This is a genomic window from Bacillus sp. VA13 (genome assembly GCF_055710085.1).
Window position 1 is genome coordinate 1226785 of sequence record NZ_JBVQPP010000001.1, and the last position, 17250, is coordinate 1244034.

Genomic DNA, 17250 nt, shown 5'->3' on the forward strand with positions numbered 1-17250 from the left:
ACGGGCCTTCCCCCTTTTCTAATGTCCGCTTTTCCGTTACCCTGTAATTAAGTAAGGAGAGATGATGATGAAGCCATTGGCATATCGGATGCGTCCGACAAAAATAGAGGATATTATCGGCCAGCAGCATCTGGTGGCTGAAGATAAAATTATCGGCAGAATGGTTCAGGCAAAACATTTGTCATCCATGATTTTGTACGGACCGCCCGGGATTGGAAAAACATCAATCGCAACAGCAATCGCCGGTTCAACAAGTATTGCTTTTCGAAAGCTCAATGCTGTCATTAACAATAAAAAAGATATGGAAATCGTAGCCCAGGAAGCTAAAATGTCAGGCCAGGTGATTTTGATTCTGGATGAAGTTCACAGGCTGGATAAAGGGAAGCAAGATTTTCTTTTGCCCTATTTAGAAAACGGGATGATCATTTTGATTGGAGCAACCACGGCAAACCCATATCATGCCATTAATCCGGCAATCAGAAGCCGGACACAGATCTTTGAGCTTGAACCGTTAACACCGGAACTGATTAAACAGGCTCTGGAACGTGCGCTTCATGATGAGCATCGGGGCCTTGGCACATATTCTGTATCCATCGATGATCAGGCGATGGAGCATTTTGCCCGCGGATGCGGAGGAGATGTCCGCTCCGCTTTAAATGCGCTTGAGCTGGCCGTCTTGTCAACGAAGGAGTCAGCCGACGGCGTGATTCATATTACATTAGAAACCGCGGAGGAATGTTTGCAGAAAAAGAGCTTTTCTCACGATAAAGATGGTGATGCGCATTATGATGTATTGTCCGCTTTTCAAAAATCGATCCGCGGCTCTGATGCCAACGCCGCTCTTCACTATTTGGCAAGATTAATTGAAGCCGGTGATCTGGAAAGCATCGCAAGACGACTGCTTGTCATCGCATATGAAGATATCGGCTTAGCAAGCCCGCAGGCCGGTCCAAGAGTGCTGCACGCTATTCAGACCGCGGAGCGAGTCGGATTTCCCGAAGCGCGAATCCCGCTGGCCAACGCAGTCATTGAACTTTGCCTCTCACCAAAATCAAACTCAGCCATTCTGGCAATCGATGAGGCGCTTGCAGATATCAGAGCCGGAAAAATCGGGGATGTTCCGAAGCATTTAAAAGACGCGCATTATAAAGGAGCTCAGGAATTAGGAAGAGGAATCGACTATAAATACCCGCACAATTACGACAACGGATGGGTCGAACAGCAATATCTCCCTGATCCTTTAAAGAACAAGCAATATTACAAGCCGAAACAGACAGGAAAGTTCGAGTCCGCCTTAAAGCAGGTGTATGACAAATTAATAAAAAGAAAATAAAACAAAAACAGCCTTGCGAATAATCAAGGCTGTTTCTTATGCGTTATTTATCCTTCACGCGTTTGATATCAATGTCTTTCAAAAGATCCATGACAACATGTCCGCCCATAATCAAACCGGCAACTGACGGCACAAAAGCATTAGAGGATGGCGGCATTTTTGCTTTGCGGATTTTCGCTTCGTCATTCCCCACTTCTTTTCTGACATCTTCCCGAATGACAATCGGGCTTTCGTCGGAGAAAATCACTTGGACGCCCTTTTTGATGCCCTCTTTGCGTAATCTCGTACGGACGACCTTCGCAATTGGATCAGTGTGCGTTTTTGAAATATCAGCGATTTGGAAGCGTGTCGGATCCGTTTTATTCGCGGCACCCATGCTGGAGATGAGCGGAATATCGCGTTTTAAACATTCTTTCATTAAATGGATTTTGTAATGGATAGTGTCTGACGCATCAATGACATAGTCAAGATTATATTCGAAAAATTGCTCATACGTTTCTTCCGTATAGAACATTTTTAACGCGATCACTTCACACTCAGGGTTAATGTCTGCGATCCGCGCTTTCATTAAATCAACTTTCGGCTGTCCGACTGTTGAAAGAAGCGCGTGAAGCTGACGGTTTACATTTGTAATGTCCACATCATCTTTGTCGACAAGCAGAATGCGGCCGACGCCTGACCGCGCGAGAGCTTCCGCCGCGAACGATCCGACCCCGCCGACCCCAAGCACAGCAACCGTGCTGTTTTTCAGCGTTTCAAGGCCTTCTTTTCCGATAGCTAATTCATTGCGTGAAAACTGGTGTAACAAGAACCTCACTCCACATTCGTATTCTGGTTTCATCTATAAAATGGCTGATCCATGAGCAGCCGTTTTTTCTGCGCACAAAAAATAAAGTCCCAATAGTGCCGTTGCAGCTTTCCTTTGTTTTGAACCCGCTCTCAGCAGGTGGGTGCCCTCTTTTAAATCTTGTAAGTCCTCTTTACCGAATGAAAAGAGGCATGTACGCCATTTAAAAATGCGGGCTCCCAAATCAAAAAAATGTTCGGTCAAAACTAGGTGTACAACTAACACATCAGGACTTTATTTAACTTGTCAAAATCATATCACAGACGATTTTGATTTTCAAGAATCGAACTGCTCAATTTAGTTCTTAACTTTTTTCTTGATAGAAAGATGAAGCTCATCAAGCTGGGCGTCGCTTACTTCCCCTGGCGCTTCTGTCATCAGGCAGCTTGCGCTTGCGGTTTTCGGGAATGCAATTGTATCTCTTAGGTTCGTACGTCCTGCGAGAAGCATGACGAGACGGTCTAAGCCGAGCGCGATTCCGCCATGCGGAGGAGCGCCGTATTCAAATGCTTCCAGTAAGAATCCGAACTGCTCAGCCGCTTCTTCTTGGGAGAAGCCGAGGAGCGCAAACATTTTTTCCTGAATATCCTTTTCGAAAATACGGATCGAACCGCCGCCAAGCTCATAGCCGTTTAAGACGAGGTCATAGGCTTGTGCTTTCATGTCTTCAGGCGCTGTTTCAATCAACTCAAGGTCTTCACGGACAGGCATTGTGAACGGATGGTGGGCTGCGTAAAAACGGCCTTCCTCCGCATCATGCTCTAAGAGCGGCCAGTCGATGACCCATAAGAAATTGAACAGATTTTCGTCAATCAGCCCTCGTTCTTTCCCAAGCTTTAAGCGCAGGGCGCCGAGTGATGCGGCTACAACTTCGAATTTATCCGCTCCGAATAGCAGCAAATCACCTTCAGCAGCATCAAGTGCTTCAATCAGCTTAGACTGCTTTTCATCATCAAAGAATTTGGCGATCGGGCCTTTCACTCCGTCTGCCTCTACTTTCACCCAGGCAAGTCCTTTCGCCCCGTAGTTAGCTGCAAAAGCGCCAAGAGCGTCGATGTCTTTTCTGGAGTAATCGCCGGCTCCGCCTTTTACATTGATGGCTTTTACCACACCGCCGTTTGCCACAGCGGATGAGAATACTTTAAATTCTGTGTCCTTCACAATGTCAGATACATCTGTCAAAAGCATATCAAAACGCGTATCCGGTTTATCCGAACCATAACTGTTCATCGCCTCGTCATACGTCATACGCGGAAGAGGAAGCTTGAGTTCCACACCTTTTGTTTCACGCATAATCTTTGCCATCATATCTTCAGCCAATGACATAATGTCTTCCTGGCTCATAAAGGACATTTCAATATCAATCTGCGTAAACTCAGGCTGGCGGTCTGCACGCAAGTCTTCATCGCGGAAACAGCGGGCAATCTGATAATAGCGTTCAATGCCGGATACCATCAGAAGCTGTTTAAATAGCTGCGGAGACTGAGGCAGCGCATAGAATTCACCTTCGTGCACACGGCTCGGCACCAAGTAGTCACGTGCGCCCTCAGGTGTGCTTTTTGTTAAAATCGGCGTTTCAATATCAAGAAACCCGTTATCATCTAAAAAGCTGCGGACAGCTTTCGTCACGTTATGTCGCATCTGCATCGTTTGAAACATAGCTGGTCTGCGCAAATCTAAGTAACGGTGTTTTAAACGGACGTCCTCTGATACGTCTTCAGCTTGATCAGAAATCGCAAACGGAGGTGTCTTTGCAGCACTTAATACGGTCACTCCATCAGCGTGAATTTCGATCGCGCCTGTTTTCAAATTCGCATTGACTGTGCCTTCTTCACGCGCCACCACTTTTCCTTGAATATCAAGCACGTATTCGTTTCTGATGCCTTCCGCAATAGCAAGCGCTTCTTTTGACACATCAGGGTTAAACACGACTTGAACAATTCCTGTACGGTCACGTAAGTCAATAAAAATCAATCCGCCGAGATCCCGTCTTTTTTGGACCCAGCCTTTTAGCGTTACAGATTCACCGATTGCTTTTTCAGTTATATCACCGCAATAATATGTTCTTCCAAACAATACATTCCACTCCTTATCCCTTTTGGTTTGCCTTCATCACATGTATAAATTCATCAAGTGCCACTTCAATCTGTTCGCCCGTCTGTGCATCCTTAACATTGATTTTATTTTGGGCAAGCTCATCTTCACCCAAAATCGCAATAAATCTGGCATTCAGGCGGTCAGCTGTTTTAAACTGGCCTTTCATTTTCTTATTTTCATAATCGATTTCGCTGGAAATGCCTGCTTCTCTCAGTTTGTACACCAATGAAACAGAATAATCCTTGGCTTTTTCGCCGAGTGTGACGATATAGCAGTCGATTCCCTGATCAACAGGCAGCTCTCTTTTTTCAGCATCAATTGCGGCAAGCAGGCGTTCAATGCTCATCGCAAATCCGATGCCCGGCGCTTCAGGACCGCCGATTTGTTCGACAAGTCCGTCGTAGCGTCCGCCGCCGGCAAGTGTCGTAATCGCGCCAAAGCCCTCCGCATTGCTCATGATTTCAAATGCGGTATGGTTGTAATAATCCAGCCCTCTCACAAGGTTAGAGTCAATTTCATACGAAATGCCAAGATCGTTTAAGTATTGTTTCACTTTCTCAAAATAAGCGGCTGATTCTTCATTTAAATATGTCAGAATCGAAGGTGCCGATTTCATCAGCTCATGATCGCGGTCTTTTTTGCAATCCAAGATTCTGAGCGGGTTTGTGTGCAGACGTGACTGGCAGTCTGAACAAAACTCTTCGATGCGAGGCTCAAAATGTTTTACGAGCGCTTCTCTGTAGCTTTTGCGGCTTTCTTGGTCGCCGAGGCTGTTTATGACAAGCTTAACGTTTTGCAAGCCTGCTTTTTGATAAATACTCATCGCTAGCGCCATTACTTCGGCATCGATTGCAGGATCTTTCGAGCCTATCGCTTCAATTCCAAACTGATAAAACTGGCGGTAGCGGCCCGTCTGCGGACGTTCATAACGGAACATCGGCCCGACATAATAAAGCTTTGTCGGCTGGACAGGATTTGCGAATAGCTTGTTTTCATTAAAAGCGCGAACCGCCGCTGCTGTTCCCTCCGGACGAAGCGTCAGGCTTCTGCCTTTTCGGTCCTGAAAGGTATACATTTCTTTTTGTACGATATCCGTCGATTCTCCGACACCTCTGGCAAACAGTTCTGTATGCTCAAAAATCGGTGTGCGGATTTCTTTATATTGATAAGTGCGGCAAGTGTCTCTCATAATTTGTTCAACAAACTGCCAGCGATCTGATTCTCCAGGCAGAATATCCTGTGTTCCTCTTGGAATGCTATATCCCATATGTAGACCTCCTTATGTATTCCTTATAAAATATACAATGATCGTTAATGATGAAAATGAAAAAAACTCTCGTCCCTACTATACATGTATAGTAGGGACGAGAGTTATACCCGTGGTGCCACCCTAGTTGGAATATGTTCATATTCCCGCTCGATCCTTTAACGCAGGTTCACGTTCACTGCCTAATGACGGGATTAACGCGTTCAGCAGGAAACCTCCGGAGTGTTGTTTCGAGAAAGACGCAATGGGATCCGCTTTCAGCCTGGGGCGGTTCCTCTCTAGCCATGCAATCTGACCTACTCTTCTCCATTATTGGTTCAAATCTTTCATCATTTGCTATGTACTCAATTTCTATTATAATAATGGGATTGGGGTTCTCTGTCAAGCTTTATTCCGGTTGTTTTTCCTCATCGCTGCTTCTTTGGACATAAGACCAAATTCAGATGCTGTTTCAGTAAGATAACCGGTCGTTTCGGGATCTGCGTGATCGCTGTAATGCAGATTTGCTTCACCGTCGTGAAATGCACGTCCCATTTTTGGATGATATTTCATGATTTGCACACCTTTTTGATTGTATTTATGCCTAGTATAAACAAATCATTTTATTTTTATTTAAAAATCAGAAAGGACTTTACGATAATAAGCAAGAATGCTTTTTTAATGATCATCAGAAAGGAGGACACAATGAGCAAGAAATACTTTGTTCTTATTGTATCTATTATTTTCGCCGGGGCGCTTTTCCCGCCACTTTCCTCCGTTACAGCCGCTCAAGGAGAAGCGGTCATCGCAACAGATGAAATGAACGTCAGAAGCGGTCCGGGGCTTAGCTACGGGATTACAGCGGAAGCGAAAAAAGGAGAGCGCTACCCGATTTTAAAGGAAGAGGGAGACTGGGTGCAGATACAGCTTGGTTCCGGAGAAAAAGGATGGGTGGTCTCCTGGCTTATTACAAAGGAAGACCAGGCCAGCACAAGCTCTACGGAAAGCAGTGATACTGTGACATCAACAGACCCCGATCTGCGGATGAGAACCGGACCGGGCACTTCATACGAAGTCATCGGCAAATTCCCGCAAGGCAGCCAAGCGTCTGTCATCGATAAAGATTCAGGCTGGATCAAGATATCCTATCAAAATGCCACTGGGTGGGTGTCATCTGAATATGTTACATCAGGCCGCAGCAGTTCAGCGTCTTCTGAGAGTGCTCAAACCGAATCTTCCGGTGCTTCAACGGGCACGGTCGGTGTATCTTCACTAAATGTAAGAGCCTCCGCCTCACATGACGCAGCGATTTTAACGAAACTTGATCGCGGAACGAAGCTTACGATTCTCAACGAGAAAAACGGCTGGGCCCACATCGAGGTGAATGGGCTGAAAGGCTGGGTTGCAAGCCATTACCTTTTATCTAGTTCTGATCCAGCTGAAAGTTCGGCAAATGCCGGCAGTTCATCCTCCGCTAAAAAGGCCTATATTGTATACGGAGGAACGAATGTAAGAAGTGATGCATCTACATCAGCTTCGATCGTTGAACGTGCTGCCAAAGGCGATTCGTTTACCATTACAGGTTCAAAGGGCAGCTGGTATGAGATTAAGCTTGATAACGGGCAGACTGGTTATGTAGCCAATTGGGTGGTCCAAACGTCTAAAAGCGCAGAAGAAGCAGGTGAACCCCCTGTCTCTGATTCCCCGTCCGGAAACGGTTCTCTGAACAATAAAACGATTATTGTTGACCCGGGACACGGAGGAAAAGACAGCGGAACGATCGGCTATTCGGGTAAATTCGAGAAAAACCTGACGATCAAAACGGCAAAACTGCTTGCCAGTAAACTCAGATCAGCTGGAGCCGATGTGTATGTGACACGCCAGGATGATACCTTTGTCAGCTTACAGTCACGTGTTTCTACGTCTCACTATCGCAACGCTGACGCATTTATCAGCATTCACTATGACAGCTATGCGGATACTTCCACGAGAGGCAGCACTGCTTACTACTACAGTCCTGCCAAAGATGAGGAACTGGCATCAGATGTACACTCTGAAGTGGTGAAGCGTTCTTCCATTCCTGACCGCGGCGTATTATTCGGAGATTATTATGTGCTTCGGGAAAATAGACAGCCCGCTATGCTGTATGAGCTGGGATATGTAAGCCATCCGCAGGAAGAAGCCATTGTACATAGCAATTCATACCAAGAAAAAGTTACAGACGGGATTGAAAGCGGACTAGAGAAATATTTCCAATAAAAAAAGCTGCCTTTTGGCAGCTTTTTTTATTTTGAATCCATAATGAGCGTGACCGGTCCAGAGTTTGTAAGCTGAACATCCATCATCGCTCCAAACGTTCCAGTCTCCACTTTGATTCCTTTTTCACGAAGCAGGTCGTTCCATTTTTCATAAAGACCTAAAGCTTTATCAGGTTTGGCGGCGTTCATGTAGTTCGGACGGCGCCCTTTTCTCGTATCTCCATAAAGCGTAAACTGTGAGACAGATAAAATCTCTCCTCCTATATCTAAAAGAGACAGATTCATTTTTCCTTCACTGTCATCGAAAATACGAAGATGAACAACTTTATCAGCTAAATAAGCTGCATCCTCTTCTGTATCATCGTGAGTGATGCCGACCAGCACCATGAGGCCTTGTCCAATTTGGCCGACGACCTCTTCATCCACTGTAACGCTTGCTTTTGTTACTCGCTGAACAACTAGTCTCATTTTCTAACCCCTTTAGTTCATGACGCGGCGCACAGAATAGATATCTCTTATCTGTTTAATACGCTCGACGACTTTGTGCAAGTGATTAATGTTCTGAATAAAAATCGCCATATGAATGGTTGCCACTTTATTGCGGTCCGATTTGCCAGAGACGGATGAAATATTTGTTTTCGTTTCATTTACTGCCTGAAGCACCTCGTTCAGCAATCCACGGCGGTCATAACCAAGAATCTCTATCTCAACATTGTATTCCTTGCGCTTTTGAACCTGTGACTCATGTTCCCACTCTACCGGAATCAGCCGCTCCTGGGCTTCATTCGTTTTGACATTCGGACAGTCTTCACGATGGACCGAAACCCCTCTGCCTTTTGTGATAAATCCGACAATATCGTCACCCGGTACAGGATTGCAGCATTTTGACAAACGGACAAGAAGATTGTCGATGCCCTTGACACGAACGCCCGCTTCCCGTTTTCTGCCCTGCGGGTATGGTTTAGGTTCCGCATTGACTTCTTGAACGATCTTTTCCTGTTCTTCCTGATCGCGCTGCTTTCTCTCTTTTTCTGTCAGGCGGTTTGCCACCTGTAAGGCTGTAATGCCGTTGTAGCCGACCGCTGCGTACATATCCTCTTCATTTGAGAAATTAAACTTGTCAGCAACCTTCTGGATATTTTCCGGCGTTAAGACTTCCTTCACTTCGAAATCCAGATTTTTAATTTCTTTTTCGACCAGCTCACGGCCTTTTTCGACATTTTCTTCGCGCCGCTGTTTCTTAAAGAATTGACGGATCTTATGCTTCGCCTGGGATGTTTGCGCAAGCTTGACCCAATCCTGGCTCGGACCGTAGGAATGCTTAGAGGTGAGAATTTCAACGATATCACCTGTCCGAAGCTTATGGTCCAGCGTTACCATTTTTCCGTTTACTTTGGCACCGATTGTTTTATTGCCGATTTCCGAGTGAATCCGGTAAGAAAAATCAATCGGAACAGAACCGGACGGAAGCTCGATTACATCTCCTTTCGGCGTAAAAACATACACCATGTCAGAAAACAAATCGATTTTGAGCGATTCCATAAATTCTTCTGCATCTGTTGATTCATTTTGAAATTCTAAAATTTCACGGAACCAAGAAAGCTTTTTCTCAAAGGTTGCGCCTTCGTTGGCCGCTTTCCCTTCTTTATAAGCCCAGTGAGCCGCAACCCCGTATTCCGCAATTTCATGCATTTCAAAGGTGCGGATCTGCACTTCCAGCGGATCGCCTTTAGGCCCGATAACCGTTGTATGAAGCGATTGATACATATTCGGCTTCGGCATTGCGATATAATCTTTGAATCTGCCGGGCATCGGCTTCCAGCATGTGTGAATGATGCCGAGCACCGCATAGCAGTCCTTTATGCTATTCACAAGAATGCGGACAGCCAGCAAATCGTAAATTTCGTTGAATTGCTTATTTTGCAGCACCATTTTGCGATAAATGCTGTAAATATGTTTCGGACGTCCCGAGAAGTCAGCCTTGATGTTCACTTCTTCGACACGTTTCTTCACTTCATTGACAACCTCATCGACATAAAGCTCACGTTCTGCGCGTTTCTTCTTCATGAGGTTGACAATTCTGTAATATTGCTGAGGATTCAAATAACGGAGCGCCGTATCTTCCAATTCCCACTTAATTTTTGAAATCCCGAGACGATGCGCCAAAGGAGCAAAAATCTCCAGGGTTTCATTGGAAATTCTCCGCTGTTTTTCCTGAGGCAGATGTTTCAGCGTCCGCATATTGTGGAGACGATCCGCCAGCTTGATCAGTATGACCCGGATATCTTGAGCCATAGCGACAAACATTTTGCGATGATTTTCCGCCTGCTGTTCCTCTTGAGATTTATATTTAATTTTACCGAGCTTCGTTACGCCGTCCACAAGCATTGCCACTTCTTCGGAAAATGCTTCTTTCAGGTCATCGAGCGTCACATCTGTATCTTCCACGACATCGTGCAGAAATCCGCCCGCAATTGTGGAAGGGTCCATTTCAAGATCAACGAGAATCCCCGCAACCTGAATCGGATGAATAATATATGGCTCGCCCGATTTGCGGTATTGCTCGCGATGAGCATCTTCAGCGTACAGATATGCTTTTTCGACAAATGCGATATGCTCATCAGATAGATAGCTGCGCGCTTTATCTATAACTTGCTCGGCAGTCAATACTTGTTCGTTCGCCATGGAATCACCTTTTTTAGAATGTAAACTGTATTGTAGTTTATTATCAAGAAAAAAACGAAAGATGTAAAGAGCAGAAGTTCAAATAGCCAAATATTATATAAAATAAATGCAAAACAATAGGAAAAAAGCACCCTGACATGGAGTGCTTTTTTCGTTATGCGATTATCTTTAGTATTTCATCAATGTTAATATGTCATAATCTTCAAGCTTCTTTCTGCCGTCAAGGTAAGAAAGCTCGATTAAGAAAGCGATACCAGCAACAACGCCGCCAAGCTCTTCAACAAGTTGGATTGTTGCTTCAATTGTGCCGCCTGTCGCAAGCAGGTCATCTGTAATAAGCACACGCTGACCCGGTTTAATCGCATCTTTGTGGATCGTTAATACGTCTTTCCCGTATTCCAAGCCGTAGTCCACTTTGATCACTTCACGAGGCAATTTGCCTTCTTTGCGGACCGGCGCAAAACCTACGCCAAGCGCGTAAGCAACGGGACAGCCGATAATAAAGCCGCGCGCTTCAGGGCCGACGACCAAATCAATTTGCTTTTCTTTCGCATATTCAACAATTTGGTCTGTAGCATAGCGGTATACGTCGCCTTTATCCATCAGTGTCGTAATATCTTTAAATTGCACGCCCTCTTTCGGGTAATCCGGTACAATTGTTACGTATTGTTTTAAATCCATCTGTTTTATGTCCTCCTCGTACTTTCATAAGCCTCTGAATCTTGTTTCATCAGCTTATTCAGCCATTCCTTCAGCTCTTCAGCAGAAGAATAATTCAGCTTTTGATCCAGTTCCATCAGCTGCTGTTTCGCCTGATATGTTTGTGAGTCTGTTAGGTCGCGTTTCTTTACTCCGCTAACCACAGACAGCACACCATTCTCTATTTTAACAAAACCTAGATCAAAAAACACCTTTGTCATGAAATTGATTGTTTCAACAGACCAGCCTTTATGTCTCGCAAGCTCTGATCCGTGTTTTTTTACGTCAAAAGCGCCTCTTTTCAGCAAGAACGCATAATACCATTTAAAATGGTCTCTTGCGGGAAATGTTGATAAAAAGTGGTCCTCTTGATTGAGAAAAATGAAATATATCCGCTCAGGCGTCTTGCCTTCCAGCAAACGTGCGAGCATGTCCAACGAAGGCGGCGGATCCAGCAATACAATATATGCACCATCAAGGTCAAACGCCTTCGCTTGATCTTCAGAGCTGATGACGTGCACTTCACGGCGAAGATCTTCAGTCTGAAGAAGTGTTGTTGAGTCTTCTTTGAAAGAGACAATGGCCCGTTTAGCAGATGGAAGGACGGAAACTGTGTCTTCCCACATCCGTTTTCCCCTTAAATCAAACAGCTGCCATTCAGAAACAGCGGCATCCTTAATCATTAACTGCGGTTTTTTTCTATTGTTCCATTCGTTGATAGACATCTCACCGACAATTGAAATTCTTGAACCCGGGACGATGCCTTCTTCGAGCTCACCTTTATTAAAACCGACGCAATCAAGCTGAGACGACTCGTTTCTGACCGTCATTTTCACATGATTTTTATTAGCGCCGATCTTGCGGACATCTTCCAGCACAGCGTTTTCTACGAGAACGTGCGGTTTCGGGTTCAGCATGCCAAATGGGGACAGCAGGTTCATTTCTGTGATGCTTTCAACCGTAATGTCCTCGACACCGCAGACGAGATCGACTTCCTGTACAGGAATAAAATCCTCTTCCGTGAGCGTATTGTCTGCTATTTCATTCAGCCTGTTTCGCAAATCCGGCACATCTTCGGCATTCAATGTCATCCCCGCAGCCATTGGATGGCCGCCGAAATGAGGAAGAATATCTCTGCATTCAGAAAGGCTCTCGAATAAATTAAAGCCTCTGATGCTTCGGGCCGAACCTTTAGCGATCCCTTTTTCTTCATCAATGCCAAGCACAATGGCCGGACGATAGAAACGGTCCACAAGCTTTGAAGCCACAATCCCGACGACTCCTGGATTCCACCCGGCTTTGGCCACGACGATTGCAGTTTGATCGAGACCTTGCTGTTCAACCATTTCAATCGCTTCATCCGTCATTTTGCTGACCATTTTTTGGCGCTCTTTGTTCAGCTGGTCAATTTCAGCGGCAAGCTCTTCCGCTTCAAACGAATCCTCTGACATGAGCAAATGAACAGCGGGATCCGCCTGTTCGATTCGTCCGACGGCATTCAGCCTTGGTGCTATCTGGAACCCGACTGTTTCTTCGTTCGCTTCTCCGATGTTTCCGCCTGACAGCTTGACCAGCTCTTTTAAGCCCAGCCGATTCGTCCGACGAAGCCTTTCAAGTCCTAGTGTTGCAATTAATCTGTTTTCGTCATGCAACGGGACAAGATCGGCAATGGTGCCGATTGCCGCCAAGTCTAGCAGTTCATCCGGGAGTTCGCCCAATAAAGCGTGGGCAAGCTTAAACGCAACTCCGACCCCGGCAAGTTCTTTAAACGGGTAGGTGCAGCCAGGCTGCTTCGGGTGGACGATCGCATGGACATCCGGAAGCTCCGGTCCCGGCTCATGGTGATCGGTAATAATGACATCCAGCCCGAGTTCCTTTGCCACCTTCGCTTCATGCACAGCGGCAATTCCTGTATCAACCGTAATAATCAGAGAGAAGCCCCGTTCTTTAATCGAACGAAACGCCTGTTCATTAGGGCCATATCCTTCTTTAAAGCGGTCAGGTATATAAAAATCAACTTGAGCCGACAGCTTTTGCAGCGTGTGAAGCATCACTGACGTACTGGTAACTCCATCGGCGTCATAATCGCCATATATCATAATCTGTTCTTGTTGTGAAATCGCCTGTTTTATTCGATCTGCCGCTTCTTTCATGCCCTTCATTTCGAAAGGATCATAAAAATCGGCATCCTTTGTATGTAAAAACAGCCTTGCGCTTTCTGCCGTATCAAAGCCTCTTTTTACAAGCAGGGACGCAACAAGAGGTGTTATATGCAATTGTTCTGTGAGTGATTTGACCTTATCCTGATCTGGTCGCTGGATTTCCCATCGCATTTTTGACGCTAACATAAATTCACCCCTCAACCACCCTATTATACTAGAGCAGGCTGAGGGGTTTCAAATATTATTCGAAAACTAGTCTTTTTTCTCAAGTCCGGTTGATGTATCCTGTATGTCGTTCTGTTCAGCATACAGTGTATCTTCTTGTTTATGTATCGTCTCTTGTGATGTTTTGTTTTCTTTCCGCAACGCTTTTATTTCCCGCTTTAATTTCATCACCTGAAAAATGCCGGCAGAAAATACGATCAGCGCGCCCATTAAAACTGAGCCTAAAATGACAAGAATGAGCGGCCACTCCGATCTGCCAAACAGGTAATCAACTTCTACGGATCTTACATTAATGACTGCAAAAATAGCGACAATTAAGGTAAAAATAAGTGCGAAAATTATTGTCCATTGTTTATTCATTCTCTTTCCCCCAAAGTTTATTTACCTGAGGTAACTTTCCCTGTCAAGACTGGTTTTAAACATGACTTGACGCTCGGTCAAGCCTCAATTGCGGTTAATTTTTCCCGGATCAGTCTCTTCAGTCCGTTTCCATCACCGGACATCACAAGTGTATCACCTTCATCAATGACTGTTTCAGATCCCGGATTTAGTTGTTTATCCTGATTCTTCTTAATAATCGCGATGACCGTCACATGATATTCCTGTCTCGCATCCAAATCACCAATTGTATGATGAATAGCAGGCGCGCCCGTCTCTGCTTTACACCACTCTATGATTAAATCATCAAGGGCTGCCTCGACCCTTTCTAATTCTTTCGGTTTATATGCCATTCCGCCGAGAATTGCAGAAATCTGCCTCGCTTCAGCGTCATCAAACTGCACGGAGGCAATACATTCTTCATGATCATTTTCGTCAAAATAGTACAGCTCTCTCCGGCCGTCATGATGAATGATAATTGAAATTTTATCGCAGTTTCTAGTTATGATTTCAACTTTATGCCCTATGCCCGGCAGCTGCGCTTCGCGAACCCTCATATATAAACCCTCCTACATATCTGAAAACCCACTCTTAACACCATTTATATGTGTAAATGTAAGCGTATGTCATTATAGCAAATGTCTATTTTAAGTTCAACGAAACTTCAAAAACAGGCTGCCCTGCAAAGGACAGCCTGAATTTTTTATTGCACCGAATCTTTTTTCAGTTCTTTTCCTTTCCATACAAGCCAAATTTGTGCGGCAATGTAGAGAGAGGAGTAAACGCCTGTTAACAGCCCGACCAATAAAGCGACTGAGAAGTTTGTAATCGAAGATGCTCCAAAGATGAGCAGTGTCACTACAACAATTACGACAGTTAATACAGTGTTAATTGAACGTGTAAAGGTTTGCTGCAGACTCAGGTTTACAATATGGTTGAGGTCGGCAAATGTTTTCGGCTTGCGCTTCTTCATATGCTCGCGAATCCTGTCAAATGTAACGATTGTATCGTTAATCGAATACCCGATAATCGTCAGTATAGCGGCGATGAACGTAACATCTACCTCCAGCCTTGTAATACTGAAAACCGTGACGATAAAGAATGCGTCATATAGCAGTGAAGCTATCGCGGCGATCGCCATTCTATATTCGAATCGGATCGAAACGTAAATAATGATTCCAATAGAAGCTATAGCAAGTGCGTACAGAGCATTTCTCGCCAGCTCTTTACCGACTGTCGGTGAAACTGTGCTGACATTTGGCTCTGTCCCGTATTTGTCTTTAAAGTGCGTTTTTACTTTGGCGATCGTCTCTTTATCTGGCACTCCAACAAAACGGGCAACACCGATATTTTTCTTTTCGCCTGACAGAACAATGGTGTCAGGGTCCATGCCAAGTGATTCAAAATCTTTCTCCACCTGCTCTGTTGTCAGCTTATGGTCACTTTGGACTTCAATCCGTGCACCGCTCGCAAAGTCAATGCCCAGATTCAACTTAAACACAAGCAGGATAATAATCCCGGCAATTGTGATTGCACTTGAGATGATAAAAAAATATTTGCGTTTGCTCGTGAAATCCCATTTTTGGAACGGCGTATGCGGCTCTGTATTTTCATCTGTATCCTGAATATTCATAATGTGCTTCTTGTTGACGCCGAACCAGCCTTTTTTCCGATCAAGCCATCTGCTTTCCACAAGGAGAGCAAGGAGAAATCTTGATAAGAAAACGGCAGTGATAAAGCTTGTCAAAATCGACAGAATCAGCATCGTCGCAAACCCTTTTACAGAGCTTGTCCCAAAGATGAAGAGCACAACGGCCGCAATAATCGTTGTAACATTCGCATCAAGAATCGTCGCGAATGACCGTCTGTTTCCTGAACGGAAGGCAGAGCGGACTGACTTTCCTAGCTTGAGCTCTTCTTTAATCCGCTCATAGGTGATGATGTTGGCGTCGACAGCCATCCCGACACCTAAAATGAGCGCGGCAATTCCCGGAAGCGTGAGCACAGCATTCATCCAGTCAAAGACCTGGAGTGTAATGTAGATATAAACCGATAGCGTAATCACCGCAATAAATCCCGGCAGGCGGTAATAGAAAAGCATAAATAAGAAAATAATTGCGATACCGACAATACCGGCAAACACCGTCTCATGGAGCGCCTGCTGCCCGAATTGTGCACCTACTGATGTTGAATATTTTTCAGTCAGTTTCACAGGAAGCGCGCCGGCGTTTAAAATGCTGGCTAAATCTTTCGCTTCTTGAACAGTAAACTGTCCTTCAATTGTAACGTCTGTTGTGTTCAATTCCTGACTTACATTTGGAGCTGATACATATTTAGGATGTTCTTTTTGAACTTCTTTTTTAAAGGAGTCCCCTTTTTCGTAATCCATCCAAATGACAAGCTGGTTATTTGGCGCCATTTTCATGACCTTTTTGGTCACTTCGCCAAATTTATCAGCATCCTTCAGTTTAATGCTGACAATCGGTTCATTTGTTTTGGCGTCATAGGTTTGTTTAGCCCCGTTTTCGACGAGGTCAGAGCCATTCAGCAATTCCTTATCATTTGTATCTCTGAAAGAAAGCTGCGCTTCAGTGGCTAAGATTTCACGCGCTCTGTTTTGGTTTGTCACCCCAGCGAGCTGAACGCGAATCCGGTCATTTCCTTCAATTTGAATATTCGGTTCGCTGACACCGAGGACATTGGCCCTGCGGTTCAACGCCTCTACTGTGCTGACCAGAACGTCTTTTGTGATTTTGTCACCTTTTTTTACGGGCTGTACATCATACAGCACCTCAAATCCGCCTTGCAAATCCAATCCTAACGTAATATTGTTCGCGGCAGGCTTCGTAAAGTAGCCCAAGCCTGTGCCGATCAATAAAACGAAAAGGAAAAACGCAATCAAGCGTCCTTTTTTCATTATGTATATCCTCCCTTAAACCTGTGCGAATCAACCTGCTATCTCAGCAGTTCTTCCAATGCTTCCTGGCCTTCTTCACTGCCCAGCCAATTAGACGTTTTAAATGACTCAACAGTTGCATAGTTCATAAATTCGCCAATTTTTACTGATAAAATATCGCTCGTCATTTCATAAATGTGCAGTTCCGTTTTCTTTTTCCACTTCTTACCTGTTAAGTATGACCACAAACTTTCGAGTTCAACATCATCATACCCGAGAATCTTAAACTCTTCCAGTTTGCTGTAAAGAAACGGCCTGACGTGGTCTTTATATAGATCAGCAGGATGCCTCTCCATGAATTCCACGCTCCTTTTTTATTGTTTTTCAAGAAGACTTGTCATGCTTGGACGATATATACGCATAT

General features: G+C 44.9%; 14 protein-coding genes, 1 other RNA gene and 1 other annotated feature. Of the genes, 2 read left to right on the forward strand and 13 right to left on the reverse strand.

Features of this window, described 5'->3' with window-relative positions; translation table 11 throughout:
* The first annotated feature begins 67 nt into the window (after positions 1-67).
* Positions 68-1333: a replication-associated recombination protein A gene (locus tag AC0C66_RS06415; protein WP_041521021.1), complete on the forward strand. Its 1266-nt coding sequence runs from the start codon at positions 68-70 to the stop codon at positions 1331-1333.
* 43 nt (positions 1334-1376) lie between these two features.
* Here AC0C66_RS06415 and AC0C66_RS06420 read toward each other — a convergent pair whose 3' ends face one another.
* The 5 genes from AC0C66_RS06420 to AC0C66_RS06440 all read right to left on the reverse strand — a co-directional run bounded on the left by AC0C66_RS06420 (position 1377) and on the right by AC0C66_RS06440 (position 6096).
* The gene (locus AC0C66_RS06420) at positions 1377-2141 is read right to left on the reverse strand and encodes a tRNA threonylcarbamoyladenosine dehydratase (protein WP_072182155.1); all 765 of its coding nucleotides are present in this window, start codon (positions 2139-2141) and stop codon (positions 1377-1379) included.
* A gap of 82 nt (positions 2142-2223) precedes the next feature.
* Positions 2224-2416: non-coding RNA, 6S RNA (gene ssrS, locus AC0C66_RS06425), on the reverse strand.
* A 61-nt stretch (positions 2417-2477) separates the two neighbouring features.
* On the reverse strand, positions 2478-4256 hold the full coding sequence (aspS, locus tag AC0C66_RS06430; protein ID WP_061186669.1) for an aspartate--tRNA ligase: 1779 nt from the start codon (positions 4254-4256) through the stop codon (positions 2478-2480).
* Between the two features lie 13 nt (positions 4257-4269).
* Complete coding sequence (gene hisS, locus AC0C66_RS06435; RefSeq protein ID WP_072182156.1) at positions 4270-5544, reverse strand: histidine--tRNA ligase; 1275 nt, start codon at positions 5542-5544, stop codon at positions 4270-4272.
* Between the two features lie 90 nt (positions 5545-5634).
* Positions 5635-5866: a binding site (T-box leader), on the reverse strand.
* Between the two features lie 59 nt (positions 5867-5925).
* A complete protein-coding gene (locus AC0C66_RS06440) occupies positions 5926-6096 on the reverse strand; it encodes a YrzK family protein (RefSeq protein ID WP_003222701.1) in 171 nt (56 codons plus the stop codon).
* A 132-nt stretch (positions 6097-6228) separates the two neighbouring features.
* Between AC0C66_RS06440 and AC0C66_RS06445 the strand changes: the two genes are divergently transcribed.
* Entirely contained in the window at positions 6229-7782 is a 1554-nt protein-coding gene (locus tag AC0C66_RS06445; protein ID WP_461845632.1) for an SH3 domain-containing protein, read from the forward strand.
* Positions 7783-7808: 26 nt separating this feature from the next.
* On the opposite strand, the gene dtd is transcribed toward AC0C66_RS06445, so the two are convergent.
* From dtd to comN, 8 genes are all read right to left on the reverse strand, one after another.
* A complete protein-coding gene (gene dtd / locus AC0C66_RS06450; RefSeq protein ID WP_014114616.1) occupies positions 7809-8249 on the reverse strand; it encodes a D-aminoacyl-tRNA deacylase in 441 nt (146 codons plus the stop codon).
* A gap of 12 nt (positions 8250-8261) precedes the next feature.
* Positions 8262-10466: a GTP diphosphokinase gene (gene relA / locus AC0C66_RS06455; RefSeq protein WP_014114617.1), complete on the reverse strand. Its 2205-nt coding sequence runs from the start codon at positions 10464-10466 to the stop codon at positions 8262-8264.
* A gap of 168 nt (positions 10467-10634) precedes the next feature.
* Positions 10635-11147, reverse strand: a complete 513-nt coding sequence (locus tag AC0C66_RS06460) for an adenine phosphoribosyltransferase (RefSeq protein WP_014114618.1) — start codon at positions 11145-11147, stop codon at positions 10635-10637.
* Between the two features lie 5 nt (positions 11148-11152).
* On the reverse strand, positions 11153-13513 hold the full coding sequence (gene recJ, locus AC0C66_RS06465) for a single-stranded-DNA-specific exonuclease RecJ (RefSeq protein WP_072183430.1): 2361 nt from the start codon (positions 13511-13513) through the stop codon (positions 11153-11155).
* 66 nt (positions 13514-13579) lie between these two features.
* A complete protein-coding gene (locus AC0C66_RS06470; protein ID WP_061186675.1) occupies positions 13580-13912 on the reverse strand; it encodes a LapA family protein in 333 nt (110 codons plus the stop codon).
* A 77-nt stretch (positions 13913-13989) separates the two neighbouring features.
* Positions 13990-14487 carry a cation:proton antiporter regulatory subunit gene (locus tag AC0C66_RS06475; RefSeq protein ID WP_061186676.1) on the reverse strand — a complete coding sequence of 166 codons (498 nt, stop codon included), beginning with the start codon at positions 14485-14487 and terminating at the stop codon, positions 13990-13992.
* A 146-nt stretch (positions 14488-14633) separates the two neighbouring features.
* Positions 14634-16847: a protein translocase subunit SecDF gene (gene secDF, locus AC0C66_RS06480; RefSeq protein ID WP_061186677.1), complete on the reverse strand. Its 2214-nt coding sequence runs from the start codon at positions 16845-16847 to the stop codon at positions 14634-14636.
* 38 nt (positions 16848-16885) lie between these two features.
* Positions 16886-17182 (reverse strand): post-transcriptional regulator ComN, encoded by a 297-nt coding sequence (gene comN / locus AC0C66_RS06485; RefSeq protein ID WP_072183429.1) that lies wholly within the window; start codon positions 17180-17182, stop codon positions 16886-16888.
* Positions 17183-17250 lie beyond the last annotated feature (68 nt).